Source organism: Collimonas sp., assembly GCF_035566375.1.
Taxonomy (GTDB): Bacteria; Pseudomonadota; Gammaproteobacteria; order Burkholderiales; family Burkholderiaceae_D; genus Collimonas.
Genome location: NZ_DATMRK010000051.1, coordinates 1 through 26,350, shown reverse-complemented (window position 1 = coordinate 26,350; position 26,350 = coordinate 1). Strand labels below are relative to the sequence as shown.

The window sequence follows — 26,350 nt, the reverse complement described above, 5'->3', positions numbered from 1 at the left end:
TTGTATTCACTTAGATTGTCAATATCATGCAAACATCGAGCAAATTGAATCATTTCAGCGAACAGCAGACCAAGCAGCCGACCATAGAAATCTCGCAGCTGGATTTCTACTATGGCAATTTCCAAGGCTTGAAGAATATCAATCTGCATGTCAATGAAAAGAAAGTGACTGCATTTATCGGCCCGTCGGGTTGCGGCAAATCGACCTTGCTGCGCACGCTGAACCGGATGTACGACCTGTATCCAGGTCAACGCGCCGAAGGCAAGATCATGTACGCCGGCCGCAATATCCTGGAGCCGGGGCAAGATCTGAACATGCTGCGCGCCAAGGTTGGCATGGTGTTCCAGAAGCCGACGCCGTTTCCGATGTCGATTTACGACAACATCGCTTTTGGCATCCGCCTGTACGAAAACCTGCCTAAGGGCGAGATGGACGAGCGCGTCGAATGGGCCTTGTCTAAGGCGGCCCTGTGGGGTGAAGTCAAGGATAAGCTGAACAAGAGCGGACTGAGTTTGTCCGGCGGCCAGCAGCAGCGCTTGTGCATCGCGCGCAGTGTGGCGGTGCGTCCTGACGTCTTGCTGCTGGATGAGCCGACGTCGGCGCTGGATCCGATTTCGACCGCCAAGGTGGAAGAATTGATCAGCGAACTGAAACAGGATTACACCATCGCCATCGTGACGCACAACATGCAGCAGGCGGCGCGTTGCTCCGATTACACCGCCTATATGTATCTGGGCGAGCTGGTGGAGTTCGGCGAGACCGATCAGATTTTCATGAATCCGGCACGCAAGGAAACCCAGGATTACATCACCGGCCGCTTTGGTTGAGCGCGCAGCGACCTATTAACCTGACATGAATCGCAAAGAACAGAAGGAATGCAGATGAGCGGCGAACACTCTTCAAAACAATACGACACGGATCTGGAAACCATACGTTCCAAAGTGTTGCTCATGGGCGGCCTGGTTGAACGCCAGTTCCAGGAAGCGATCAACGTTTTCCGCAACGGCAACCTGGAAGCGGCGGAAAGAGTCATCAAGGACGACGATCAGGTGAACCGCCTGGAAGTTGAGCTGGATGACGCTTGCAGCCACTTGATCGTGCGCCGCCAACCGACCGCCAACGATTTGCGGACCGTGATGGCGACTATCAAGGTGATTACCGACCTGGAACGGATCGGCGACGAAGCGGCAAAAATCGCGCGCACCGCAATCCATCTGCACAAGCGCGGCACTGGCACTATCGATCACATCGAAACGGTGCGGGTTATCGCCGTCGGTGCGGCTGACCTGCTGCACGATGCGCTGGATGCGTTGGCGCGCCTGGACGAGAAGCAAGCCATGAGGCTGATTGCGCAGGACGAGGTGATCGATCGCGATTTCCGCTCGATCATGCGCAACCTGATCACCTTCATGATGGAAGATCCGCGCACGATTTCGGCTTCCATGGATACCTTATGGGTGGCCAAGGCGATCGAGCGTATCGGCGATCATGCCAAGAACATCGCCGAGTACGTGATTTACATTGTCGAGGGCAAGGATATCCGTCATACGGATTACGCCGCCAGCCAGCTCGGCGATGACGCGTAATGTTAACCGTGTGTTAAAAAATGGCCGCCGACAAAACATCCATCCTGATCATTGAAGATGAGCCGGCGATTGCCGAGCTGATCGGTTTTACCATCAAGGAAGCCGGCTGGACGCCGTCCATCGTGCATACCGCGGCAGACGGCTGGGAATTCGTCCAGCGCCGCACGCCGCATCTGGTGTTGCTGGACTGGATGTTGCCGGACCAGAGCGGTTTGCGCCTGCTGTCGCAAATGCGCGCCGATCGCCAGCTGCAATCCATGCTGATCATGATGCTGACTGCGAAAAGCATGGAGGAGGACAAGATCTCCGGCCTCGACAATGGCGCCGACGATTACATGACCAAGCCTTTTTCGCCGCGTGAACTGACATCGCGGGTCAAGGCCTTGTTGCGGCGCAAGGGTACTGATGAAGTGCCGGGCATGATGTCGGCTGGTGCGGTCTCGCTCGATCCTGCCAGTTGTTCGGTCTGTCTGGAAAACCAGAAAATCGATATCGGCCACGCTGAATACCGTTTGCTGAAATTCTTCATGGCTAATCCGGACCGGGTTTTCTCGCGCAGCCAGCTGCTGGACAAGGTCTGGGGCGACCACGTGGTGATCGAAGAGCGTACCGTGGATGTCCACGTGCTGCGCTTGCGCAAGGCGCTGCGCGAATCGGAGCACCTGATTCGGACGGTGCGCAGCGTCGGTTATATGCTCTCGGCAAAATAGCGCAAAATATATAGCTGGATCTCGAACGCGAACCACTCACCCTGGTTCGCTGCCGTGAATGATGCCTCCCTCCCAAAATAGTGATTTATGAACCCACAGATGTTGTTCTGGATCCCGGCATTGCTACGGATCCTGCTGATTTTTGTCATCTCCGGCGTGATCTGGGCGTTGTTCGGCGTGCTGCCAGGCCTGTTATTGGGTTTGGCTTTGATGTCGATTGCGGTGGTGGTGCAACTGCATTATCTGTTTCGGCTCAGCGGCTGGCTGGATAATCCGCGCAGCGAAAAACTGCCGGACGGCTGGGGCGCCTGGACCGATATTTTTTCGCGCCTGTATCGCCTGCGGCGCGACGATGAAAAGCATCAGACCGAATTGAGCGAATGGCTGGCGCGCTTTCGCCAGGCCATGCATTTATTGCCGGATGGCGTCGTCATCATGGACGATGTCTTGTTCCTGGAGTGGTGCAACCCGGCCGCCGAACGGCATCTCGGCCTGCAGCACGGGCGCGACAAGGGGATGCGGGTGACCAATCTGATCCGTACCCCGGATTTTATCGATTACATCATTCTGGGCCGCTACGATCAGCCGCTGACCTTGAGTTTGCGTGAGCGCAAGCTCATCGTGCAAATCATTCCGTTTGAAAACCGACGCCAGATCCTGGTGACCCACGACGCCACCGAATCCGAAAGAATCGACATGATGCGGCGTGATTTCATCGCCAACGCCTCGCACGAGTTACGCACGCCGCTCACCGTGATCAACGGTTTTCTGGAGATTGCGCAGGCGCAGCCCGATCTCGATCGAAAAACCCGCGCCGCCCATTTGCAGCTGATGACGGAGCAGGGTCATCGCATGCAAAACCTGATCGGCGACATGCTGACCTTGACGCGCCTGGAGTCGGTCGATTATCCCTTGCGGCCCGAGCCGGTGGATATGCAGGCGATGTTGCGTAGTTTGTTGCTGGAAGCGGAAGTCTTGTCGGCCGGGAAGCACAGTTTTTCTCTGGCAGTCGATGGGCCTGACATCACAGGCAGCAACGACGAATTGCGCAGCGCTTTCAGCAACCTGATTTCCAACGCGGTCCGGTATACGCCGGCCGGCGGCAAGATCCAGATCATCTGGCAAAACGGTAAGGCTGGGCCGCAACTGGTGGTCAAGGATTCCGGTATCGGCATCAGCTCCGAGCATATCTCGCGACTGACCGAGCGCTTTTACCGGGTCGATAAAAGCCGTTCGCGGGAAACCCAGGGCACCGGCCTCGGCCTGGCGATCGTCAAACACGTATTGCTGCGCCATCATGGCAGCTTGGGGGTTGAGTCGCGGCCAGGCGAGGGTAGTGTGTTCACGGTTAAATTGCCGGCGACTTCAGTCGTTGTCGCAGAGAAAGGCTGAGCGCTGCCGCGATCGGTCGAAGTTCTCAACATCGGCTACAATTCTGCGGCGACAGCGTGTCGCCAGCCGCGTTCATTGTTGACGATTGACAACGTTTGCGCCTTCCTTTCGTCTTCCTAAGTTTTTCCCCATGCTCATGTCCGTCCCCATGTCCTTCCCCCTGTCTCGCTCCCGCCTGCTGTCCTCTTTTAGTCTTGTTTTATGCGTTTTGCTGGCCGCCTGCGGCAGTAATCCGCTGGCGCCGCAAACACCGCCGGTGGCAGTGATCCCTACGGTAGTCCCGAAAACACCCAAGCCAATCAAGATCGGCCTGGCGTTGGGCGGCGGCGCTGCCCGTGGTTTCGCCCATATCGGCGTGATCAAGGCGCTGGAAGCGCAGGGGATCGTGCCCGACATCGTGGTCGGCACCAGCGCTGGTAGTGTGGTCGGCGCGCTGTATGCGGCTGGCAATAACGGTTTTGCGCTGCAGAAGATCGCCTTGCAAATGGACGAGGGGGCTATCTCCGACTGGTCGGTGCCGTTTTTTGCCAAGGTCAGTGGCGTGCTGAAGGGCGAGGCGATCCAGAATTACGTCAACAAGACCATACGTAATGTACCGATTGAAAAACTGAAAATCCCGTTTGGCGCGGTCGCCACCGATTTGAACAGTGGCGCACCGATTCTGTTTCGACGCGGCAACACCGGTGTCGCCGTGCGTGCCTCTTCTGCAGTGCCGGGTGTCTTTCAGTCAGTGAATGTCGGCGGTCATCTGTATGTGGATGGAGGCCTGGTGTCGCCGGTGCCGGTGCGGTTTGCCCATGAAATGGGGGCGGATTTTGTGATTGCAGTGAATATTTCGGCATCGCCAGAGGCTCAAGCCGCCTCCAGTTCGGTCGACGTATTGCTGCAGACTTTTGCCATCATGGGGCAAAGCATCAATAACTATGAATTGAAAGATGCCGATGTTGTCATTCGTCCGGAGTTGGGGGCGATGAAGGGCAATGACTTCACGGCGCGCAACACCGCGATCCTGGCCGGCGAACAGGCGGCAATGGCGCAGATGGCCAGCATCAAAAAGAAATTGAAGGAAAAGCGCGAGGAGTAAATGCCGCTCAAAGCGGATCTGTCCTTAGCAAAACGGCGCGCCGCTGGCTTCGCTTTTCAGCAAAATGCCCCTGGCAGTCTCGGACTGGCAGGGGCATTTTGTTGGGCGCTAGGGCCGATTCTAAGGCCGACTATTGATGGTTATCGGTATCGGGTTCCGGGTCATTGATACGGCGTGCGCCGTTAAAGCGCGCTTTCCAATAAGCCAGATCCATGCTTTCGATGCGGACTTTGCCGCCGGCAGAGGGCGAGTGAATGAATTTATTGTCGCCCAGGTAAATGCCGACGTGAGAGAAGCTGCGGCGTAGCGTGTTATAGAACACCAGGTCGCCCGGCTTTAAATCCTGCTTGTCGATTTTCTCACCGCTGCGGCTCAATTCGGCGGCGGTGCGCGGAACGTTGACACCCCAAGCATCCTTGAAAACATAGCGTACCAGGCCGCTGCAATCCAGGCCGTTTTCCGGGTTAGTACCGCCGTATTTGTAATGAATCCCTATCATACCCATCGCGCTCACGGCCAGATCCGACGCCCGATCGGTAAATTGCTGGAGTTTGCTGCGTGTGCTGTTGGGTTGCGGCCGCATGTCGATATCGGTGATATCAGAAGCGCGGGCGGGGGTGCAGAGCCATAAGCTGGCGATCAGGGCACAGGCAAGCGCCAATGTCTGGAATAGGGGGAAGGCTTCTTTAATCGTCATCGTTATGGGTAGGCTTTGGGACATTACGATCGCACGAATGTAAGTGAATAAGAGGTACCTGTCAAATCTGGCAGGCGATAGGGCAAAACTATAGCATGCCAATATGCCAATCAATATCAGACAAATCTTGAAAATCGTGGGAAGCTCATTTTGTTTGGGTTTTCTCTGAAGCAAGTATCGCGCCAGAAATAATCTGACTGGAATGCAAGTGATGCAGGTGCCTATTGCGGGGCACTAAAGTACAATATTCAGTTATTTTCACAAGGAGCAAAAATGAAATCCAAACAAGTGCTGACACTCGATGATGTCAAGAAAATTGCCGCTGCGGCAGAGGCTGAGGCCTTGAAGAATCGCTGGGCGGTGACAATTTCAATCGTTGACGACGGCGGCCACCTGCTGTGGCTGCAGCGCATGGATGGCTGCGCGCCGATTTCGGCCCATATTGCACCGGCCAAGGCCAAGACTGCCGCATTGGGTCAGCGCGAATCGAAGATCTATGAAGATATGATCAACAATGGCCGTTTCTCGTTTATCACTGCACCAAATCTGGAAGGTTTGCTGGAGGGTGGCGTGCCAATCGTGGTCGGCGGCGAATATCTGGGTGCGGTCGGTGTTTCCGGCGTCAAGTCGAGCGAAGACGTACAAATCGCCAAGGCCGGCATTGCTGCCTTGGGCGCCTGAGCTGGGTTCTAAAATTCGGTTTGCTGCGATGGCTGGCAAGCTGTTTTTGGGGTGACTGGTAAAGCAGCTTGCCGGTTCGAAATGCCGAATCGACAAGCTGACCAATATTGTTCGCCGTGCTGGCCATCGTGGCGTAGTTTGTCACGCAGTTTGTCAGTATTGTTGTCAACTCCATCATGCTTGCGTGTTTTTCATAATTATTTATACAAAAATCTTCAGCTTGGCGTCTGTTCGGATTGCCGGGCAGGTTGCTGTCGGCTATAATTGCAGGGTTTAGCCCAATTTACTCCGCCGTAGCGCATACCACCTTCCATCTCGTCCCCAAAGGACTAAAAGCAGACCACGTAAAACCGCCAAATCATCACTGTTTGGGGTTTCATAGCGGTCGTTTGGCGCAGCGCAGCGGCGGTAACAACATCAGGAGTTACCCCTTGCAGCCATTTTTTTCTGGCCTCACCGTACCGGCCATCCTCGCGCTAGCAGATGGGACGATTTTCCAAGGTATTTCAATCGGCGCTGCTGGTCATACGACTGGCGAAGTCGTATTCAATACCGCCATGACCGGCTACCAGGAAATCCTCACCGATCCAAGCTATAGCCGTCAGATCGTCACCCTCACTTATCCGCATATCGGTAATACCGGTGTCAATGAAGAAGATGTCGAATCTTCGCAAATCCACGCTGCCGGGCTCATCATCCGTGACCTGCCGCGCCTGGTCTCGAATTTCCGCTCGACCAAGACCCTGGACGCCTACCTGCAAGAATCGAATATCGTTGCCATCGCTGGCATCGATACGCGCAAGCTGACGCGCATCTTGCGCGAAAAGGGCGCGCAGGGCGGCGCCATTGTCGCCGGTGAGGCCGACATCGCCGCGGCTACCGCCAAGGCGCTGGAGTTGGCGCGTGGTTTCCCTGGCCTGGCCGGCATGGACCTGGCCAAGGTGGTTTCTACTACCAAGGCTTACAGCTGGAGCGAGACCGAATGGCGTCTCGGCCGCGGCTACGACCAGCAGATCACGCCTAAGTATCATGTGGTGGCGTTTGACTACGGCGTCAAATTCAACATCCTGCGCATGCTGGCCCAGCGCGGCTGCAAGATCACCGTGCTGCCGGCGCAAGCTTCGGCCGCCGATGCGCTGGCGCTAAATCCGGATGGCATTTTCCTGTCCAACGGCCCGGGCGATCCGGAGCCGTGCGATTACGCGATTGCCGCCGTCAAGGAATTGATCGAACGCGCGATTCCGACTTTCGGCATTTGCCTCGGCCATCAAATCATGGCGCTGGCATCCGGCGCCAAGACACTGAAGATGAAGTTCGGCCACCACGGCGCCAATCATCCGGTGCAAGACCTGGATAGCAAGCAAGTGCTGATCACGTCGCAAAACCACGGTTTTGCAGTAGACGGCGCAACTCTGCCGGCCAATTGCCGCGTGACTCACGTATCGTTGTTCGACGGTTCGCTGCAGGGCTTCGCCCGCACCGACAAGCCGGCATTTTGCTTCCAGGGCCACCCGGAAGCATCGCCTGGCCCGCATGACATCGCCCCCTTGTTCGATCGTTTCATTCAGCTGATGAATCAAACGAAGTTGGAGAAAAATAAAAATGCCTAAGCGTAGTGATATTAAAAGTATTCTGATTATCGGCGCTGGCCCGATCATCATCGGTCAGGCTTGCGAGTTCGACTACTCGGGCGCGCAGGCTTGCAAGGCGCTGCGCGAAGAGGGTTACAAGGTAATCCTGGTCAACAGCAATCCGGCCACCATCATGACCGATCCGGAAATGGCCGATGTCACCTACATCGAGCCGATTACCTGGCAAGCGGTGGAACGCATCATCGCCAAGGAAAAGCCGGACGCGATCCTGCCGACCATGGGCGGCCAGACCGCGCTCAATTGCGCGCTGGATTTGCATCACAACGGCATCCTGACCAAATACAACGTTGAATTGATCGGCGCTTCGCCGGAAGCCATCGACAAGGCTGAAGACCGCTCCAAGTTCAAGGCGGCGATGACCAAGATCGGCCTCGGCTCGGCGCGTTCCGGCGTCGCCCACACCATGGATGAATCCTGGGGCGTGCAGAAGGAACTCGGCTTCCCGGTCATCATCCGGCCATCGTTCACCATGGGCGGCACCGGCGGCGGCATTGCTTACAACGCAGAAGAATTCGAAACCATCTGCAAGCGCGGCCTGGAAGCATCGCCGACCAAGGAATTGCTGATCGAGGAATCGCTGATCGGCTGGAAAGAGTATGAGATGGAAGTGGTGCGCGACAAGGCGGACAACTGCATCATCGTCTGCTCGATCGAAAACCTGGATCCGATGGGTGTGCATACCGGCGATTCGATCACGGTAGCGCCGGCGCAAACGCTGACCGACAAGGAATACCAGATCATGCGTAACGCCTCGCTGGCAGTATTGCGTGAGATCGGTGTCGATACCGGCGGCTCCAACGTGCAGTTCTCGGTCAATCCGGCCGACGGCCGCATGATCGTGATCGAAATGAATCCGCGTGTATCGCGTTCCTCGGCGCTGGCGTCCAAGGCTACCGGTTTCCCGATCGCCAAGATCGCGGCGAAACTGGCGGTGGGTTTTACGCTGGACGAGTTGCGCAATGAAATTACCGGCGGCGCTACGCCGGCATCGTTCGAACCTTCGATCGATTACGTGGTCACCAAGATCCCGCGTTTTGCGTTTGAAAAATTCCCGACCGCCGACGACCATCTGACGACTCAGATGAAATCGGTGGGCGAGGTGATGGCGATCGGCCGCACCTTCCAGGAATCGTTCCAGAAAGCCTTGCGCGGCCTCGAAGTCGGTGTCGACGGCATGAACGAAAAGACCCAGGACCGCGAAGTCATCGAAGAGGAATTGGGCGAGCCTGGTCCGGATCGTATCTGGTATGTGGGCGATGCGTTTGCCCAAGGCTTCACGCTGGAAGAAGTGCACCAGCTGACGCACATCGATCCGTGGTTCCTGTCGCAAATCAAGGAAATCGTCGATATCGAATTGTGGCTGGAAAACAGCCAGACGCTGGAAGCGCTGGATCGCGATACGCTGTTCCGCCTGAAGCAAAAGGGCTTTGGCGATCGCCGCCTGGCCAAGCTGCTGAAGACTACCGATACCGCGGTGCGCCTCAAGCGCCTGGCATTGAACATCCGTCCGGTGTACAAGCGGGTTGATACCTGCGCCGGCGAATTTTCGACCAACACCGCCTACATGTACTCGACCTACGAGGAAGAGTGCGAATCGAAGCCGACCGACAAAAAGAAGATCATGGTGCTGGGCGGCGGTCCTAACCGCATCGGCCAGGGTATCGAATTTGACTATTGCTGCGTGCATGCGGCGCTGGCGATGCGCGAAGACGGTTACGAGACCATTATGGTCAACTGTAATCCGGAAACCGTATCGACCGATTACGACACTTCCGATCGCCTGTATTTCGAACCGGTGACGCTGGAAGACGTATTGGAAATCGTCGACAAGGAAAAGCCTTACGGCGTGATCGTGCAATACGGCGGCCAGACGCCGTTGAAGCTGGCGCTCGACCTGGAAGCTAACGGTGTGCCTATCGTCGGCACTTCGCCGGACATGATCGACGCTGCCGAAGATCGCGAGCGTTTCCAGAAACTGTTGCACGATCTGAATTTGCGCCAGCCGCCTAACCGTACCGCCCGCACCGAAGAAGACGCATTGCGCCTGGCGCAGGAAATCGGTTATCCGCTGGTGGTGCGTCCATCCTACGTATTGGGCGGCCGCGCAATGGAAATCGTCCATGAGCAACGCGACCTTGAGCGCTACATGCGCGAAGCGGTCAAGGTCTCGCATGATTCACCGGTATTGCTGGACCGCTTCCTGAACGACGCTATCGAAGTCGACGTCGACTGTCTGTCCGACGGCGAGCGCACCTTCATCGGCGGCGTCATGGAGCATATCGAACAGGCTGGCGTGCACTCTGGCGATTCGGCTTGTTCGCTGCCGCCTTACTCGCTGTCGCAGGAAACTATCGAAGAGATCAAGCGGCAGACGTCGCTGATGGCCAAGGGCTTGAACGTGGTTGGTTTGATGAACGTGCAGTTTGCGATTCAGCAGATCGATGGCAAGGACGTCGTGTTTGTGCTGGAAGTCAATCCGCGCGCCTCGCGTACCGTGCCGTTTGTATCCAAGGCTACCGGTTTGCAACTGGCCAAGATTGCCGCCCGCTGCATGGTCGGCCAGTCGCTCGACAGCCAGGGTATCAAGGAAGAAGTCGTGCCGAAATACTTCAGCGTCAAGGAAGCGGTATTCCCCTTCGTTAAATTCCCTGGCGTCGATACCATCCTCGGGCCGGAAATGAAATCCACCGGTGAAGTAATGGGCGTTGGCAAAACTTTCGGTGAAGCGTTCGTCAAGTCGCAACTCGGCGCCGGCATCAAGTTGCCGAAGTCGGGCAAGGTATTCCTCAGCGTCAAGGGCAGCGACAAACCACGTGCGGTGCAGGTTGCCAAGGATCTGGTGGCAATCGGCTTCTCGGTGGTGGCGACCAAGGGTACGGCGGCGGCAATCAGCGCTGCCGGCATCCCGGTGGAAACCGTGAACAAGGTGGTGGAAGGGCGTCCGCACGTGGTCGACATGATCAAGAACAATGAGATTTCATTGGTGATCAACACGGTCGAAGAAAAGCGCAGTGCGATTGTCGATTCACGGGCGATCCGCATCTCGGCACTGGCGGCGCGCGCCACGACGTATACTACGATTGCAGGCGCAGAGGCGGCGGTTGAGGGCATGCGTCATCTGGACGAGTTGCATGTCTATGATTTACAAGGCCTGCATAAAACCTTACACTAAGGTCAAATCAGGATGCGTCTATGCGCATCCTGAATCGCTTTCGGGCTGCTTGCTGCCCGAAAAGCCGCCGAAACCTACAATTTAGCTACAGAAGTTCCTGCGGAGGTCATAAGCGCACCCTTTTTCGGTACGTTTTTGACCTCCGTGACCTTTTATTGTGTGCGGGATAAACCCTGCGTCATAAAGCTTCTGCGTCATAAACCTTATTTAATATTTGTTGAATACCATCCCTATGAGCTCAGTACCTCTTACTAAACATGGCGCGCAATTGTTGAAAGATGAATTGCATCATTTGAAAACCAAAGAGCGTCAAGCTGTCATCAAGGCCATCGCAGAAGCGCGCGCACATGGCGATCTTTCGGAAAACGCGGATTATGATGCGGCCAAAGAGCGGCAAGGTTTTGTCGAGGGTCGGATTGCCGACCTGGAGGGGAAGCTGGGAGCTGCGCAGGTTATTGATCCGGCAACCCTGGATGCGGATGGGCGCGTGGTGTTTGCCTCTACGGTCGATCTGGAAGACCTGGAATCGGGCGACAAGGTAACTTATCAAATCGTCGGCACCGATGAGGCCGACATCAAGCTGGCCAAGGTTTCCGTTACGTCGCCGATCGCGCGCGCGCTGATTGGCAAGACCGCCGGCGACGTGGTTGGCGTACAAGCGCCATCCGGCATCCGTGAATATGAGATTTTGGAAGTTCGCTACATCTAAGCAGTCTGGCCGGGCATTTTGCGTACTTGCATGCGGCCGAGGCGATTAGCGTAGTTTGATCGGAAAACCGGGAGTGGCAATGCTTGTAGTAAGGCTTAGATTGTTAATTGCCACCTTATGGGTGGGTAGTCTGTGGACGGTTGGTTATCTGGTCGCGCCGACTTTGTTTGCCACCTTGCCCGACCGCGTGCTGGCCGGCACCATCGCCGGCAACCTGTTTCGGATCGAAGCATGGCTGACGCTAGCCTGCGGGATCGTCCTGATCATGTTGTTCAGCTATAGAACCCATGACGATGCAGCGCCGTTGCGCAAGTCTTTGCTACGGCTGACGCTAGCGATGCTGGCTTGCACCTTGGTCGGTTATTTCTGTACCCAGCCATTCATGGCTGCCTTGCGCGAAGCGGCTGTGGTTACCGGCGGCGTAATGAATGAAAGCGCCAAAACGCAGTTCGGCATTTTGCACGGGGTTGCCCAAGGCATCTATGTGATTCAGAGTTTGTTTGGAGTCGGGCTGATTTTGCGCTTGCGTAGTTTGCGCTAGGCGCAAACTGTAATGGGTGCTAGTCGCAAGGGGCGGCACAGAAGAATCCGATCTAGCTGGATCCTGGTGCCGCCGCAAAAAATTGCGGCCCCTTTGCCTGGTATCGCGTTGTTGTGCTTGCCGAGGCGGCGAGCATTAACGGCCTAGTGCTGACTTCTTGCTGCTTTTCTGGCGCGGTTTGGCGCGTTTGATATTACCGCCTTGGGTCACGCGTTCATTGCCTTTTACCATGACCTTGGTCACCGATGGCCGCTTGGTGCCGCTTGGGCTTGGTTTGACGATGGTCACTTCACGCATGCCCTTGCCGCGGCTTTCGCTGCGTTCTTTAGCGGCATCTTTTTGCGGGCGATACAGGACCAGCAGTTTGCCGATGTGTTGTATTGGCGCTGCACCGAGTTTTTCGCAAATGGTTTCGTAGATGGCAATCCGTGCCTCGCGATCATCACCGAATACACGCACTTTAATCAGGCCGTGCGAGTTCAGGCTGGCATCGATCTCTTTCATCAGGGACGGTTTCAAGCCATCTTCGCTGATCAGGACCACCGGATTCAGTCCGTGGGCTTGGGAACGGAGCTCGCTACGCTCGGCGGATGTAAGTTTCAACATAAAAATTCCTTAAAAACGGTATTCTACGCGAATGGCAAAGAAGAAATTAAACAAAAACTGGCTGCACGACCACATTAACGATCCTTACGTGAAGCTGGCGCAGAAAGAAGGCTACCGTGCGCGGGCCGCTTACAAGCTGAAGGAAATCGACGAACTGGACAAGCTCATTAAGCCTGGCCAGATCATTGTCGACCTTGGATCTACTCCGGGCAGCTGGTCGCAATATGCGCGCAACAAGCTGGCAGGGCAGGACGGTGGCGGCATCCATGGCATGATCATCGGCCTGGATATCTTGCCGATGGAGCCGATTGCCGACGTTCATTTCATCCAGGGAGATTTCCGTGAGGCGGACAGCTTGCGCCAGTTGGAGCGCTTGCTGGAAGGGCGCAAGGTGGATCTGGTGCTGTCCGACATGGCGCCCAATCTGTCCGGTATCGCTATTTCCGACGCAGCTCGAGTCGAGGAAATTATTGATTTGGCAATTGAATTTGCGCAACAGCATATGAAGCCCACGGGTGCACTGTTGGCAAAATGTTTCAACGGCACTGGCTACAATGAAGTGCTGATGAAATTCCGTCAGGAATTCAAAACCGTAGCGTCCAGGAAGCCTAAAGCCAGCCGTGACAAGTCGTCAGAAATCTTTTTGCTCGGAAAGATCTTGAAAAATCCACGGTAATTCACAAATTTTCCTTGATTTATCATGGGGCGGCCGCATATCCAGCAACGGAGCCTGCCGAACTTAGGGTGATCGGCTGAAAAAATACCCGGGCGGTCCATATTTTGTCGCTTCGATCCCCTAAGTCCGGCAGGCTCCTAGCAAGCCGTACCTATTCCGAGTAAAATCTAAGGAATACCTCGAAGCAGTACCTATGTCCGGCGCGCAGCGCGTCCAAGGAGTTCTAGTGAACAACATGTTTTCCAAAGCCGCCATCTGGGTGGTCATCGCCCTGGTGCTTTTCACCGTATTCAAGCAGTTCGACGGGCGAGGACTGGCAAGCGGCGCAGGGCCGATCGCCTATTCCGACCTCATCAGCGAAATACGGTCGGGCCATATCACTGATGCGACGATCGAAGACCGCAGCATTGTTGCCACTACTTCCGACGGCAAGAAAGTCAAGACTGCTATTACCATGCTGGATCGCGGTTTGATCGGCGACCTGGTCAACAACAACGTCAAATTCGAGATCAAGCAACCGGAAGAACCATCGTTCCTGCAACAAATCTTCATCTCCTGGTTCCCGATGATCCTGTTGCTCGGAGTCTGGATTTTCTTCATGCGGCAAATGCAAGGCGGCGGCAAGGGCGGAGCATTCTCGTTCGGCAAGTCGAAGGCGCGCATGCTGGATGAAAACAGCAATTCGGTGACCTTCGCCGATGTTGCCGGCTGCGATGAAGCCAAGGAAGAAGTTTCCGAGATGGTCGACTTCCTGCGTGACCCGACCAAATTCCAGAAATTGGGCGGCCGCATTCCACATGGCGTACTGATGGTCGGTCCTCCAGGTACCGGTAAAACCTTGCTGGCGCGTGCGATTGCGGGCGAAGCCAAAGTACCGTTTTTCACCATTTCCGGTTCCGATTTCGTTGAAATGTTTGTCGGTGTCGGCGCATCGCGGGTACGCGATATGTTCGAAAACGCAAAAAAACACGCTCCTTGCATTATTTTCATCGATGAAATCGATGCTGTCGGCCGCCATCGCGGCGCTGGCATGGGCGGCGGCAATGACGAACGCGAACAAACGCTGAACCAGATGCTGGTTGAGATGGATGGCTTCGAAGCCAATTCCGGTGTGATCGTGATCGCCGCTACCAACCGTTCCGACGTGCTGGACAAAGCCTTGCTGCGTCCGGGTCGCTTTGACCGTCAGGTGGTGGTGGGCTTGCCGGATATCCGCGGCCGTGAACAGATCTTGAATGTGCACATGCGCAAGGTGCCGATTTCCACCGACGTCAAAGCCGACATCCTGGCGCGTGGTACGCCTGGCTTCTCGGGCGCTGACCTGGCCAATCTGGTCAATGAGGCTGCCTTGTTTGCGGCTCGTCGTTCCAAGCGCCTGGTCGAGATGCAGGATTTCGAGGACGCCAAGGACAAGATCGTGATGGGACCTGAACGCAGATCGGCAGTGATGCGCGAAGAAGAGCGTCGCAATACCGCCTATCACGAATCCGGCCATGCAGTGGTGGCCAAGCTGTTGCCGAAAGCCGATCCGGTGCATAAAGTCACCATCATGCCGCGCGGCTTTGCGCTTGGCCTGACCTGGCAATTGCCTGAGCATGATCGGGTCAATATGTACAAGGACAAGATGCTGGAAGAAATCGCCATCCTGTTCGGCGGCCGTATTTCAGAAGAGATTTTCATGCATCAGATGTCGACTGGCGCTTCGAACGACTTCGAGCGCGCCACCAAGCTGGCGCGGGCGATGGTTACCCGTTACGGCATGTCCGAGACCCTGGGCACCATGGTCTACGAAGATACTGAGCAGGACGCCTATTTCGGCCGCATGTCGGCCAAGACCGTGTCGGAAGCCACCCAGCAAAAAGTCGATGCCGAGATTCGCAGCATTCTCGATCAGCAATATGCCTTGTCGCGCCGTCTGTTAGAGGAAAACAAGGACAAGGTCGAAGCGATGACCAAGGCTTTGCTGGATTGGGAAACCATCGATGCGGATCAGATCAACGACATCATGGACGGCCTGGAGCCACGCCTGCCAAAAGCTGGTAGTTCGGTCCGCAAAGCGCCTAGCGATAGTTCGTCTGGCGGTGTTTCGCCGAATGCTACGGCGCCGGCCTGATCGGCTCTGTAGCGCCTGCTTGGCGTAGCCTGTGAAATATTATCAGCAAGGGTGAGGAGCAATCCTCGCCCTTTTTGTTTATTTTCACGCTTTCGAGATTTACTTTACCTTTCATATGCAACCATATTTTCAATGCGGCCGTTACCGGCTGCCGGTCAATACGCCACAGGCGCGGCCTTTGGTGATGGGCATACTCAACATCACCCCCGATTCGTTTTCCGACGGCGGACAATTCTATTCACTCGAATTTGCCTTGTCGCGTGCGGAGCAGATGATCGCGGATGGCGTCGATATCATCGACATAGGCGGTGAGTCGAGTCGCCCCGGCAGTCCGGCGCTGTCGCTGGAAGAGGAGCTGGATCGGGTCATGCCTGCCATTTACGCCTTGCGCGATTGTGGCAAGCCGCTCTCCATCGATACCTATAAACCGGCGGTGATGCGTGAAGCGCTGGCCGCCGGCGTCGACCTGGTCAACGACATCAATGGCTTGCGCGAGCCTGGCGCCTTGGAAGCGGTGCGCGACAGCGATTGCGGCGTGTGTGTCATGCATATGCAGGCCAATCCTCAAACCATGCAAATCAAGCCCGAATACCAGGATGTGGTGGCCGAAGTCAGCGCTTTTTTACTGGAACGGGTGAATGCGCTGGAACAGGCCGGGGTAGCCCGAAATCGCATCAGCATCGATCCGGGCTTTGGCTTTGGCAAGACCTTGGCGCATAATGTTGCCTTGTTGCAAAGCATCGGGGATATTCAAAGCGTTCTGGATCTACCTTTGCTGGCGGGAATCTCGCGTAAAACCATGTTGGGGGAGCTGACCGGCAAGCCGCTGGAACGGCGCCTTGCGGGCAGCCTGGCAGCGGCTTTAGCGGCGGTTTCCCTGGGCGCCAAGATAATCCGGGTGCATGATGTGGCCGAGACTGTGGACGCGCTCAAGGTATGGCAAGCGGCGCAGCGGATACAAGCGACAGAGATATAGGCAGTAAGAATATAAGCAGTAATACGGAAGCAGTAACACCGTTGTGATTGAAGTGAAAGCGAACGAAGGCTGAGATGACAAGAAAATATTTTGGTACCGATGGTGTGCGTGGTCGTGTCGGTGTAGCGCCGATCACACCGGATTTTGTAATGAGACTGGGTTATGCCGCCGGCAAGGTGCTGGCGCAAGCGAAATCGGGCACGGGGAAACCGACTGTATTGATAGGTAAAGATACCCGCGTCTCCGGCTATATGCTGGAGGCAGCGCTGGAGGCTGGCTTTGCCGCGGCGGGAGTTGACGTGATGCTGGCCGGCCCGATGCCTACGCCAGCGATTGCCTATCTGACGCGGGCTTTGCGCTTGTCGGCCGGGGTGGTGATTTCGGCATCGCATAATCCTTATGAAGATAACGGCATCAAATTCTTTTCGGCGCAGGGTACTAAATTGCCGGATGCGGTGGAAACCGCGATCGAGGCGGCCTTGGAATTGCCGATGGAATGTGTGGCCTCCGATAAGCTGGGCAAGGCAAGACGCCTGGATGACGCTCCCGGACGTTACATCGAGTTTTGCAAAAGCACTTTCCCCAACGAGCTCGATTTGCGCGGGCTGACCATTGTGGTCGATAGCGCCCATGGCGCTGCCTATCATATTGCGCATCACGTATTTCACGAGTTGGGAGCCGAAGTCATTTCTATCGGTAACCAGCCGAACGGTTTCAACATCAACGACGGCTTTGGCGCCACCGCGCCGGATGCGCTGGCGCTGGCAGTGCGTTCCAATCACGCAGATATCGGGATCGCCCTGGACGGCGACGCTGACCGCCTGGTGATGGTGGACGCCAGTGGCCGCATCTATAATGGCGACGAGCTGTTGTATGTGATGGTCAAGGATCGCATGAAGGTGGGTCCGGTAAAAGGCGCGGTCGGCACGCTGATGACGAATATGGCGCTGGAAGTGGCGTTCCGCGCAATGGGAGTCGAGTTTGCACGCGCCAATGTTGGCGATCGCTATGTGCTGGAAGTGATGAAAGAGCGCGGCTGGAACCTGGGTGGCGAGGGTTCGGGCCATCTGCTCTGCCTGGACAAACACACCACCGGCGACGGCATCGTTTCTGCCTTGCAGGTCTTGTCGGCATTGAAGCGCACTGGTAAAACCCTGGCGCAACTGACTGCTGATATTGCACTCTATCCACAAACCTTGATCAATGTAAAAGTGAGCGCAGGTTTCGACTGGAAGAAAAATCCGGCGATGGTGGCAGAGAAAGAAGCGGTTGAACGGGAGCTCGGCGATAACGGACGGGTGTTGATTCGGGCCTCCGGCACTGAGCCATTGATACGTGTCATGGTCGAGGCAAAAAGTGCCGATCTGGCGCAAACGATGGCGCGCCGGATCGCAGATAAAGTGACGGCTTGACGCTGTTCCAGATCGTCTAACTGAATAGAGTTAATTGCCGATGTCGAAATATCAAACCCACATTTTGATCGTCGAAGATGAGCCCGGCATCGCTGAGCTATTGAGATTTACGCTCGATGACGCCGGGTTTTCCTGCGAGATTGCATATAGCGCCAGCGAGGCGCGGCAAGCGATCGTCGGTGTTTTACCCAAGGCCGTGCTGCTGGACTGGATGCTGCCCGACACCTCTGGCCTGGCGCTGTTGCAGGAGTGGCGCAGCCAGCAGCGCAGCGCTACCTTGCCGGTCATTATGCTGACGGCCAAGGGGATGGATGAGGACAAGGTTCGCGGGCTCAACGCCGGCGCCGACGACTATGTCACCAAACCGTTTTCGCCGAAGGAACTGATCGCACGGATTCAAGCGCTGTTACGGCGCAAGATACCGGAGCTCGGACAAAGCCTGCTCAGCCACGGTTTGATCCAGATCGACACCGATCGCTATCAGGTCACTGTCGACAGCCGGGAAATCGAACTGGATCAGGCAGAGTTCAAATTGCTGCGTTTCCTGGTGGCGCATCCGGACCGGATTTTTTCACGCGCACAGTTGCTCGATAAAGTCTGGGGCGATCATACTTTCATCGAAGAGCGCACGGTCGATGTCCACATCATGCGCCTGCGCAAATCGCTCGGCCTCGCCGCCGATTACGTCAAGACCGTGCGCGGCGTCGGCTATAAACTCAACGCCGAGCCGACGGCGTGACAAGGCCCTTGGCGGGCAGCCGTAGCGCACGCAAATTCTGGGTGCCGGCGCTGCTCTGGTTTGGTTTGCTATCGTTGGTTGCGGTGGCGCTCGCTGTCATTGGCGGCGTCATCGTAGGCCTGTTGTTCTTTAGTTTGTCGCTGGCAGGTTTGCTGTTTCTGCAGATGTGGTCGCTGTATCAGATCGAACTGTGGATGGATGCGCCGGTTGGCGGCCGGCGACCGCGTACCTGGGGCTTATGGGCGCATGCATTTTCTGCACTGGAAGACATCAGGCGGGAAGACGAACGTTCGCGCGCCGAGATGGCGGAATGGCTGGCGCGTTTTCGGCAAGCCATGAGCCTGCTGCCGGACGGCGTGGTGATCGTCGACGGCGTGATGCATCTGGAATGGTGCAACCCCGCAGCGCAAGCTCATCTGGGCCTGGATCTGAAGCGGGATGAGGGGCGTTTGCTGACCAACCTGATACGGTCCCCCGATTTTGTCGACTACATGCTGGCGGGTCGTTTCGAGCAGCCGCTACCGTTCATGCATCACGATCGAAAAATTCTGGTGCAACTTATTTCCTTCGAAAGCCGGCGTCAGATTCTGGTCACCCATGACGTGACGCAAAACGAAAAAATGGATACCATGCGGCGCGATTTCATCGCCAATGCATCGCATGAGTTGCGCACCCCGCTGACGGTGATCAACGGCTTTCTTGAGCATGCGTTGAGCAGCGAGATGAGCGATGAAACCCGACAACGCCAGCTTCATCTGATGGCGGAGCAGGGGCAGCGCATGCAGAGGCTGGTGGCCGACATGTTGACCTTGACCCGGCTGGAATCTCTGCTGCAGCCGCCGTCTAGCGATACTGTGCGCATCAAGCCACTGCTGAGTCGCATAGTGGAAGAGGCCAGGGCTTTATCCGGCGGCAAGCACAGCATTACTTTGAAGGTGCAGGAAATCGATCTGAAAGGCAATCACGACGAGTTGGAAAGCGCGTTTACCAATCTGCTCTCGAACGCAGTCCGGTATACCCCCGATGGCGGCCGTATCGATGTCAGCTGGGGCATGGAAAACGACCATGCAAGCCTGACCGTGGTTGACGATGGCATCGGCATCGCGGCCGAGCATCTGAGCCGGCTGACCGAACGTTTCTATCGCGTCGACAAAACCCGCTCGCGCGCCACGCAAGGAACCGGTCTCGGCCTGGCGATTGTGAAGCATGTTCTGTTGCGTCATCGCGGCCATCTGGAAATTACTTCCGAATATGGCAAGGGCAGTCGTTTTAAAGCGAGTTTTCAGCGTGCGCAACTAGCGTTGCGGCAGGATTGATTAAGGCGGGATTAATAAAATTTATAAATAATTTTGAAGCGGTGATTTGCATCGTGTATCGGCGCTGTTTTTTACTCGTTTCTTATTTGTTTTTCGCTGATTTGCTGATGTTTTAAGCAGAATGGAAAGCAGAGCAAAATTTTTATTAAAATATGCGATTTTCTCTCGCATATTTTTCTAAATTCTGGTCTAATCCGTCTCTCAAGTTTTTCAGCAGATAAGCTTTTGGCGGTACCGTTATTGGGTTGGTTTTTGCAGCAAAATTTCAAAATTTTCCTGTATAAAAATTTGACAAAAATCGGAATACTGTTTATTATCTTGCTTCTCGGAGTGTAGCGCAGCCCGGTAGCGCACCTGGTTTGGGACCAGGGGGTCCAAGGTTCGAATCCTTGTACTCCGACCAAAAAATAAGCGGGCTGTCTTCGGACAGCCCGTTTTTCATTTGTAGTTTGGAAAGATCAGCTGCATTTGCTGATAGATCTCACGATCGGAATCAAAGCATCACTTGGCGCATGAATCCGGCCGTAGCTCAACTGGATAGAGCATTCGGCTTCTACCCGAAATGTTGGGGGTTCGATTCCCTCCGGCCGGACCAGTTTTTAGCCAATCTTTTCACCGCAGCATCCCGTTATCAAAATCCATATTTGCAATATCTCGTCTGCGACTTAAGCATGTTCGCGGATTCTTGCTATCCATTCATTCTCCTGAAACTCCTGCTGGATAAAACTAAGTACACGTTTGTTGGTTCGCCTGTGCGATCGCAATATTGCGATGCATTACGGGCATCGGTGAAGTGAATTAGGGGAAATTGCATGAAGGCACTGCGATCCGCTGCGGATCGGGTCCATAGCTAGGAAATGCTGTGTATGACGACGTCGTGCCGATGAGGGAGGCTTAAGCCAAGCTCATCGGCAGGCGCTATTTGTGCTGCAGATATGTGGTGGCGATGCCGATTGATCCGGCATCGCACTGGTTTCAACGTGGCTCAGTTCGATTTAACGACCGCGTCCGCCCGAGCGGCGTGGGGCCGCAGGACGAGCTTGCGAGCCAGTGCCGCCGCCATGGCCGCGCGATGGTCCCTGGCTTGGCTTGACGCCGGGTGCTGCGCCTTGTGAGCGTCCACGTCCGCCACCACCAGCGCCACGATTGCCGCCACCGCCGCCGCCACTACGCAGTTGTATAGGCTGGGCGCGCGCATTCGGATCTGGTTCAAAACCGACGACCACTTCTTTCGGCAATTCGCGTTTGATCAGTTTCTCGATGTCTTTCAACATCTGATGTTCATCCACGCACACCAGCGATACCGCTTCGCCAGTAGCGCCGGCGCGGCCGGTACGACCGATCCGGTGGACGTAGTCTTCCGGCACGTTAGGCAAATCATAGTTGACCACGTGCGGCAGTTGATCGATGTCGATGCCACGCGCCGCGATGTCAGTCGCTACCAGCACCTGCAGGCTGCCATCCTTGAACTCTGCGAGCGCGCGGGTACGTGCCGACTGGCTCTTGTTGCCGTGGATCGCCATGCCGCTGATGCCGTCTTTCTCCAGCTGCTCAACCAGTTTGTTGGCGCCATGCTTGGTGCGGGTAAATACCAGTACTTGCGACCATTGATGAGTCTTGATCAAATGCGCCAGCAGCGGATGCTTGCGGTCGCGGTCGACCGGATGAATCTTTTGCTGGATCACTTCGACTGTGGAATTGCGGCGTGCCACTTCAATCATGGCCGGTGAATTCAGCAAATTGTCGGCGAGGATCTTGATTTCGTCTGAGAAGGTAGCGGAAAACAGCAGGTTCTGACGCTTCTTCGGCAGTACCGCAAGAATCTTTTTGATATCGCGGATAAAGCCCATGTCCAGCATGCGGTCAGCTTCGTCCAGGATCAGGATTTCCACCTGGCTCAGATTGACGGTGCCTTGTTGCATATGATCCAGCAGGCGGCCTGGGGTGCACACCAGAATATCGACGCCATGCTTGAGCAGCTTGATTTGCGGATTGATGCCGACGCCGCCGAAAATCACGGCCGAAGTCAGCTTCAGATACTTGCCGTACAGGCGCACGCTTTCTTCGACTTGCGCCGCCAGTTCGCGCGTTGGTGTCAGCACCAGTGCGCGGATCGGGCGTTGACTGCCGGTCGGGTTGGTGGCCGAGGTCGACAAGCGATGCAGCACAGGCAAGGTAAAGCCGGCGGTCTTGCCGGTGCCGGTCTGGGCGCCGGCCAGTAGATCGCCGCCCGCCAGCACCGCAGGGATTGCCTGGCTCTGGATCGGGGTAGGGGTGGTGTACCCATGTTCGGTTACGGCACGAACGATGGCTTCGGACAAGCCGAGTTCAGAAAAAGACATGACAACTCATTAGAAGAATATCGGCCTGTCGCCTATCAAGAGGCGCCAGTCGCAGGCAAACGGATTAGAGGAGATTGGAGCTGTATTGGCTCCTTGACAGCAGCATTTGACTGGAGAATGTGCTGTGTCGCCGCAGAGTATAACAACGGCGCGCTACAGGCAAGTAATTCCGGCGTGTTTTTCGGCGTCTTGCGAGTCGGCGCAGCATAAAATTTACGGTGAGCGATCCGCCGCGGAGTACAGCGGATCGCAATATGTCGAATCGATGCTCGGAAAGCCCCGGTCAGCCAGCTTTTTTCATGGCGGCAGCGGCGCGCTCGCGCAGTTCTTCTTCTTCTGAATAGTCGGCGATATGTGTGCTTACGGTCCAGACATGGCCGAACGGATCTTTCAGGGTGCCGGAGCGATCGCCATAAAACTGGTCTTGCAGCGGCCGCAGCTCCGTGCCGCCGGCGGCAATTGCCTGCGGGTAAAGCAGGTTCACATTTTCCACGTACAGCACAATGCTGACGCCAGCTCCGCCCAATGTTTTCGGGCTGCGAATTTCCATCTCAGGGAAGGCGTCGGCCAGCATGATGTGGGAATCGCCAATTTTTATTTCTGCGTGTCCGATTCTGTGATCCGGACCTTCCATGCGAAATATTTCCACCGCATTGAAGGCTTTTTTATAAAACGCGATGGCCTCGGCGGCGCCGTCGACAACGAGATAGGGAGTGACGGTAGAGTAACCGTCGGGAATTGGTTTGACTGCCATATTATTCTCCTGCGAGTTGAGAGATGGTCGTTAAATTTATCCTGAATGCGGTATCCCAAGTGGATATCCAAAGCGCGCTGTTGCGCATGCATTGTAGACGTTCGACTGCGCAGTTGACATGACAAAAACAGTATTTTGCGGGTTCCGGCGAAAAGGATTCCTTATCGCCGGAAAGTCTGGTTTTATTTCTTGCCGAACGGGGACAGTAAGCCAACCATTTGTGCAAAAACCTTCGGGCTGCCAGCCAGCACATCGCCCTTGTACAAATAATCGGACTCGCCGGTGAAATCGCCGACAATGCCGCCCGATTCGCTGATGAGCAAGGAGCCGGCAGCGATATCCCATGGCTTCAAGCCTTTTTCAAAGAAGCCGTCCAGGCGGCCTGCAGCGACATACGCCAGATCGAGCGCGGCAGCGCCAGGGCGACGCAGGCCAGCACAGTTTTGCGTCATGATGCGGAACATTTTCATGTATTCATCCATTGCCGGGCCTTCGGTTTCGCGGAATGGGAAGCCGGTGCCAATCAGGGCGTCGGCAATCTTGTCGCGTTTGCCGACACGGATCCGCTTGTCGTTCAGATAGGCGCCGGAACCTTTGGTGGCGGTGAACAAGTCGTTGCGGGTCGGGTCGTAAATGACAGCTTGGGTGATCTGGCCGCGGTGTTGCAATGCGATCGATACGCAGTATTGTGGGAAACCGTGGATGAAGTTGGTAGTGCCGTCGAGCGGATCAATGATCCAGACGTTTTCATTGTCGTCGTGCAGATTGGCGGAAGCGCCGGATTCCTCTGCCAGGATGGCATGGTCCGGATAGGCATTCTTCAATACATCAATGATCGCTGCTTCTGCAGCCTGGTCGACTTCGGTAACAAAATCGTTATGCTGTTTTTTTGTCACTTTCAGCAGATCGAGGTCGAAAGAGGCGCGCGAGATAACCTTGGCACCGTTACGGGCGGCCTTGATGGCCGTATTGAGCATTGGATGCATGATCGGGTTCCGTTAAAATGGCGGCACTGTGCCAACCGGGAACAGAACCACCTATATGATGAATAATAATGAACGAAGCGGACGTCCCAGATGAATATTTTGATAAATAAGCAGCTTTTAGTCGAAGAAATCCGCGGAATGGCGCTATTTTAAATGAAGCCGGCAAAAACCAACACGTCTCTTTTCAAACGACTGCGCTTTGTGCTGGTCGAAACCAGCAGCCCGGGCAATGTCGGCGCGGCTGCCCGCGCTATCAAAACCATGGGGTTTTCTGAGTTGATCCTGGTGAATCCGCGTTTTCCCGATGTATTGCAACGCGACGAAGCCATCGCGTTTGCCAGCGGTGCGCAAGACATTCTGGCGGCGGCGCGGATTGTCGATAGCGTAGAGCAGGCCTTGGATGGCTGCAATTTTGCCGCGGCCTTGAGTGCTCGTTTGCGTGAATTTTCACCGCCTTTGACTGCGCCGCGCGCCTTGGCAGCACAGCTTGCCGGCGATTCAAGCCTGAATGCGGCAGTGTTGTTCGGTAGCGAGCGCTATGGCTTGCCCAACGAGATTGTCGAAAAATGCAATGTGCTGTTGAATATCCCAGCCAATCCAGAGTATTCGTCGCTGAATCTGGCGCAGGCGGTACAGGTGCTAGCCTATGAATGCCGGGTTGCCGCCAGCGAGGATTTGTCGCCGCCAACTGGCAGCGAGATCGGTTTCCAGGGCAATGCCGCCAGCCTGGCTGATATTGATGGCATGTTTGCGCATCTCGAAAAAGCCTTGGTGGAGATTGAGTTTCTAGATCCGGCCAGTCCCAAAAAGCTGATGCCGCGCCTGAAGCGCCTGTTTTCACGTACGCAGCTGGAAACTGAAGAGGTGAATATCCTGCGCGGAATTGCCAGTCAGATCTTGACCAAGCGGCGCCGCCTCGATCGATCCTGAGCGAGCCACGGCTTAGGTGGACCTAACTGCGTGGACCCAACTGCATGGGCTCAACTGCATGGACTCAACTGCGATCAAGCCCAACTGCGCAGCAGGCCGACCGCCAACCCTTCCAGCGCGAAATCCTCTTGTTGCGACGTCACGATGATAGGCAAGAAATCCGGGTTTTCCGGCAGCAACTGAATCACTGAGCCGGATTTTTGATAGCGCTTGACCGTGACATCGTCGCCCAGGCGAGCTACCACGATCTGGCCGTTTCTGGCGCTGTCGGCCTTTTTGACCGCGAGCAAGTCGCCATCCAGGATGCCGGCGTCACGCATCGACATGCCGCGTACCTTGAGCAAATAATCCGGTTTGGCGCTGAACAGGGCGGGGTCGACGTTGTAGCTGGCCTGGATATGCTCTTGCGCCAGAATCGGCGATCCTGCTGCGACTCGGCCGACCAATGGCAGGCTGAGCTGCATCAGGGCAGGGTGCGGCAACGCCAGCTGTGTGCCCTGGCTGCGGCTGATGCTTTCGGTAAGGCGGATTCCGCGCGAGGTGCCGGGCGCGATTGCGATGGCGCCTTTGCGCGCCAGCGCCTGCAAATGCTCTTCCGCCGCATTGGCTGAGCGAAAGCCCAGCTCGGCCGCTATTTCAGCGCGTGTCGGCGGGAAGCCGGTGTTTTCGATGGCGTCCTTGATCAGATCGAGGATTTGTTGTTGACGAGCGGTCAATTTGATCATGGTGTGTGTGGCGTAGAAGGTGCTGGAAAAAAGCAGCAAGGGCCGCGCTGTTGCGCCTGGCGAATGCTGTGCATAACAACAGTCTGTATTTTTGTACAGTATTTGTGCAAATGCAAGACAAATTGATGCTGTTAGGTCGTTCCTTAATCCCCCTTTTTGTGGCCGTCTTGCATTTCCGTCAGTCCCAAACACCTGAAAACGTTGAGTTTTGTTGCAATTGCTAGTATTATTACTGGTTTTCCTCTTCCCACACTCGTCTTGACGCCGAGGTGGGCGATTCTTCAATCCGTCCAAAAGGAGCTTACATGCGTCATTATGAAATCGTATTTATCGTCCATCCAGATCAAAGCGAGCAAGTGCCTGCAATGATCGAACGCTACAAAGGTATCGTCACCACACGTGGCGGCACCGTACATCGCGTGGAAGACTGGGGCCGCCGCCAACTGGCATACCTGATCCAGAAACTGGCTAAAGCACATTACGTCTGCCTCAACATCGAGTGCGACAGCGAAACTCTGGCTGAAATCGAAACCGGCTTCAAGTTCAATGAT

At 55.7% G+C, this 26,350-nt stretch carries 24 protein-coding genes and 2 tRNA genes; 20 read left to right on the top strand and 6 right to left on the bottom strand.

Annotated features, from left to right (window positions below; translation table 11 throughout):
• The first annotated feature begins 26 nt into the window (after positions 1 to 26).
• The 5 genes from pstB to VNZ60_RS16800 all read left to right on the top strand — a co-directional run bounded on the left by pstB (position 27) and on the right by VNZ60_RS16800 (position 4,772).
• Positions 27 to 827: a phosphate ABC transporter ATP-binding protein PstB gene (gene pstB / locus VNZ60_RS16820; RefSeq protein ID WP_325661090.1), complete on the top strand. Its 801-nt coding sequence runs from the start codon at positions 27 to 29 to the stop codon at positions 825 to 827.
• 54 nt (positions 828 to 881) lie between these two features.
• The gene (gene phoU, locus VNZ60_RS16815) at positions 882 to 1,586 is read left to right on the top strand and encodes a phosphate signaling complex protein PhoU (RefSeq protein ID WP_325661088.1); all 705 of its coding nucleotides are present in this window, start codon (positions 882 to 884) and stop codon (positions 1,584 to 1,586) included.
• 20 nt (positions 1,587 to 1,606) lie between these two features.
• Positions 1,607 to 2,296, top strand: coding sequence for a winged helix-turn-helix domain-containing protein (locus VNZ60_RS16810; protein ID WP_144736864.1), 690 nt, complete (start codon positions 1,607 to 1,609; stop codon positions 2,294 to 2,296).
• An 87-nt stretch (positions 2,297 to 2,383) separates the two neighbouring features.
• The gene (gene phoR, locus VNZ60_RS16805; RefSeq protein WP_325661085.1) at positions 2,384 to 3,688 is read left to right on the top strand and encodes a phosphate regulon sensor histidine kinase PhoR; all 1,305 of its coding nucleotides are present in this window, start codon (positions 2,384 to 2,386) and stop codon (positions 3,686 to 3,688) included.
• 130 nt (positions 3,689 to 3,818) lie between these two features.
• Complete coding sequence (locus tag VNZ60_RS16800) at positions 3,819 to 4,772, top strand: patatin-like phospholipase family protein (RefSeq protein ID WP_325661084.1); 954 nt, start codon at positions 3,819 to 3,821, stop codon at positions 4,770 to 4,772.
• A gap of 130 nt (positions 4,773 to 4,902) precedes the next feature.
• Here the strand turns inward: VNZ60_RS16800 and VNZ60_RS16795 are convergent, their stop codons facing one another.
• The gene (locus VNZ60_RS16795; protein WP_414648881.1) at positions 4,903 to 5,355 is read right to left on the bottom strand and encodes a C40 family peptidase; all 453 of its coding nucleotides are present in this window, start codon (positions 5,353 to 5,355) and stop codon (positions 4,903 to 4,905) included.
• Positions 5,356 to 5,742: 387 nt separating this feature from the next.
• Here VNZ60_RS16795 and VNZ60_RS16790 point away from each other — a divergent pair, with 387 nt between their 5' ends.
• The 5 genes from VNZ60_RS16790 (at position 5,743) to VNZ60_RS16770 (ending at position 12,224) form a co-directional block, all read left to right on the top strand.
• On the top strand, positions 5,743 to 6,150 hold the full coding sequence (locus VNZ60_RS16790; protein WP_325661082.1) for a GlcG/HbpS family heme-binding protein: 408 nt from the start codon (positions 5,743 to 5,745) through the stop codon (positions 6,148 to 6,150).
• 431 nt (positions 6,151 to 6,581) lie between these two features.
• Positions 6,582 to 7,760 (top strand): glutamine-hydrolyzing carbamoyl-phosphate synthase small subunit, encoded by a 1,179-nt coding sequence (carA, locus tag VNZ60_RS16785; protein ID WP_325661080.1) that lies wholly within the window; start codon positions 6,582 to 6,584, stop codon positions 7,758 to 7,760.
• Positions 7,753 to 10,974: a carbamoyl-phosphate synthase large subunit gene (carB, locus tag VNZ60_RS16780; RefSeq protein ID WP_325661078.1), complete on the top strand. Its 3,222-nt coding sequence runs from the start codon at positions 7,753 to 7,755 to the stop codon at positions 10,972 to 10,974. Before carA ends, carB begins: the two co-directional genes overlap by 8 nt.
• A 232-nt stretch (positions 10,975 to 11,206) precedes the next feature.
• Positions 11,207 to 11,683: a transcription elongation factor GreA gene (gene greA / locus VNZ60_RS16775; protein WP_325661076.1), complete on the top strand. Its 477-nt coding sequence runs from the start codon at positions 11,207 to 11,209 to the stop codon at positions 11,681 to 11,683.
• 79 nt (positions 11,684 to 11,762) lie between these two features.
• Positions 11,763 to 12,224, top strand: coding sequence for a DUF4149 domain-containing protein (locus VNZ60_RS16770; protein WP_325661074.1), 462 nt, complete (start codon positions 11,763 to 11,765; stop codon positions 12,222 to 12,224).
• Positions 12,225 to 12,359: 135 nt separating this feature from the next.
• Here VNZ60_RS16770 and VNZ60_RS16765 read toward each other — a convergent pair whose 3' ends face one another.
• Positions 12,360 to 12,830: a YhbY family RNA-binding protein gene (locus tag VNZ60_RS16765; RefSeq protein WP_325661072.1), complete on the bottom strand. Its 471-nt coding sequence runs from the start codon at positions 12,828 to 12,830 to the stop codon at positions 12,360 to 12,362.
• A gap of 31 nt (positions 12,831 to 12,861) precedes the next feature.
• Here VNZ60_RS16765 and VNZ60_RS16760 point away from each other — a divergent pair, with 31 nt between their 5' ends.
• The 8 genes from VNZ60_RS16760 to VNZ60_RS16725 all read left to right on the top strand — a co-directional run bounded on the left by VNZ60_RS16760 (position 12,862) and on the right by VNZ60_RS16725 (position 20,657).
• A complete protein-coding gene (locus tag VNZ60_RS16760) occupies positions 12,862 to 13,506 on the top strand; it encodes an RlmE family RNA methyltransferase (RefSeq protein WP_325661070.1) in 645 nt (214 codons plus the stop codon).
• 226 nt (positions 13,507 to 13,732) lie between these two features.
• Entirely contained in the window at positions 13,733 to 15,619 is a 1,887-nt protein-coding gene (ftsH, locus tag VNZ60_RS16755) for an ATP-dependent zinc metalloprotease FtsH (RefSeq protein ID WP_325661068.1), read from the top strand.
• A gap of 115 nt (positions 15,620 to 15,734) precedes the next feature.
• Positions 15,735 to 16,595 (top strand): dihydropteroate synthase, encoded by an 861-nt coding sequence (folP, locus tag VNZ60_RS16750; protein WP_325661066.1) that lies wholly within the window; start codon positions 15,735 to 15,737, stop codon positions 16,593 to 16,595.
• Positions 16,596 to 16,669: 74 nt separating this feature from the next.
• Positions 16,670 to 18,007, top strand: coding sequence for a phosphoglucosamine mutase (glmM, locus tag VNZ60_RS16745; RefSeq protein ID WP_325661064.1), 1,338 nt, complete (start codon positions 16,670 to 16,672; stop codon positions 18,005 to 18,007).
• Positions 18,008 to 18,047: 40 nt separating this feature from the next.
• Positions 18,048 to 18,746: a winged helix-turn-helix domain-containing protein gene (locus VNZ60_RS16740; protein WP_325661062.1), complete on the top strand. Its 699-nt coding sequence runs from the start codon at positions 18,048 to 18,050 to the stop codon at positions 18,744 to 18,746.
• Entirely contained in the window at positions 18,743 to 20,062 is a 1,320-nt protein-coding gene (phoR, locus tag VNZ60_RS16735) for a phosphate regulon sensor histidine kinase PhoR (RefSeq protein WP_325661060.1), read from the top strand. Before VNZ60_RS16740 ends, phoR (VNZ60_RS16735) begins: the two co-directional genes overlap by 4 nt.
• A gap of 326 nt (positions 20,063 to 20,388) precedes the next feature.
• Positions 20,389 to 20,465, top strand: a tRNA-Pro gene (locus VNZ60_RS16730).
• Positions 20,466 to 20,580: 115 nt separating this feature from the next.
• Positions 20,581 to 20,657 (top strand) — tRNA-Arg (locus tag VNZ60_RS16725).
• 400 nt (positions 20,658 to 21,057) lie between these two features.
• On the opposite strand, the gene VNZ60_RS16720 is transcribed toward VNZ60_RS16725, so the two are convergent.
• The 3 genes from VNZ60_RS16720 to VNZ60_RS16710 form a co-directional block, all read right to left on the bottom strand.
• On the bottom strand, positions 21,058 to 22,404 hold the full coding sequence (locus VNZ60_RS16720; RefSeq protein ID WP_325661058.1) for a DEAD/DEAH box helicase: 1,347 nt from the start codon (positions 22,402 to 22,404) through the stop codon (positions 21,058 to 21,060).
• 283 nt (positions 22,405 to 22,687) lie between these two features.
• Positions 22,688 to 23,158 (bottom strand): VOC family protein, encoded by a 471-nt coding sequence (locus VNZ60_RS16715; protein ID WP_325661056.1) that lies wholly within the window; start codon positions 23,156 to 23,158, stop codon positions 22,688 to 22,690.
• A 182-nt stretch (positions 23,159 to 23,340) separates the two neighbouring features.
• Positions 23,341 to 24,144 (bottom strand): inositol monophosphatase family protein, encoded by an 804-nt coding sequence (locus VNZ60_RS16710; protein ID WP_325661054.1) that lies wholly within the window; start codon positions 24,142 to 24,144, stop codon positions 23,341 to 23,343.
• A 153-nt stretch (positions 24,145 to 24,297) separates the two neighbouring features.
• On the opposite strand from VNZ60_RS16710, the gene VNZ60_RS16705 reads away from it, so the two are divergent.
• The gene (locus VNZ60_RS16705) at positions 24,298 to 25,074 is read left to right on the top strand and encodes an RNA methyltransferase (RefSeq protein WP_325661052.1); all 777 of its coding nucleotides are present in this window, start codon (positions 24,298 to 24,300) and stop codon (positions 25,072 to 25,074) included.
• A 74-nt stretch (positions 25,075 to 25,148) separates the two neighbouring features.
• Here VNZ60_RS16705 and lexA read toward each other — a convergent pair whose 3' ends face one another.
• Positions 25,149 to 25,799 carry a transcriptional repressor LexA gene (lexA, locus tag VNZ60_RS16700; RefSeq protein ID WP_325661312.1) on the bottom strand — a complete coding sequence of 217 codons (651 nt, stop codon included), beginning with the start codon at positions 25,797 to 25,799 and terminating at the stop codon, positions 25,149 to 25,151.
• Positions 25,800 to 26,104: 305 nt separating this feature from the next.
• Between lexA and rpsF the strand changes: the two genes are divergently transcribed.
• On the top strand, positions 26,105 to 26,350 hold a 246-nt coding region (rpsF, locus tag VNZ60_RS16695; RefSeq protein ID WP_325661050.1), incomplete at its 3' end, for a 30S ribosomal protein S6.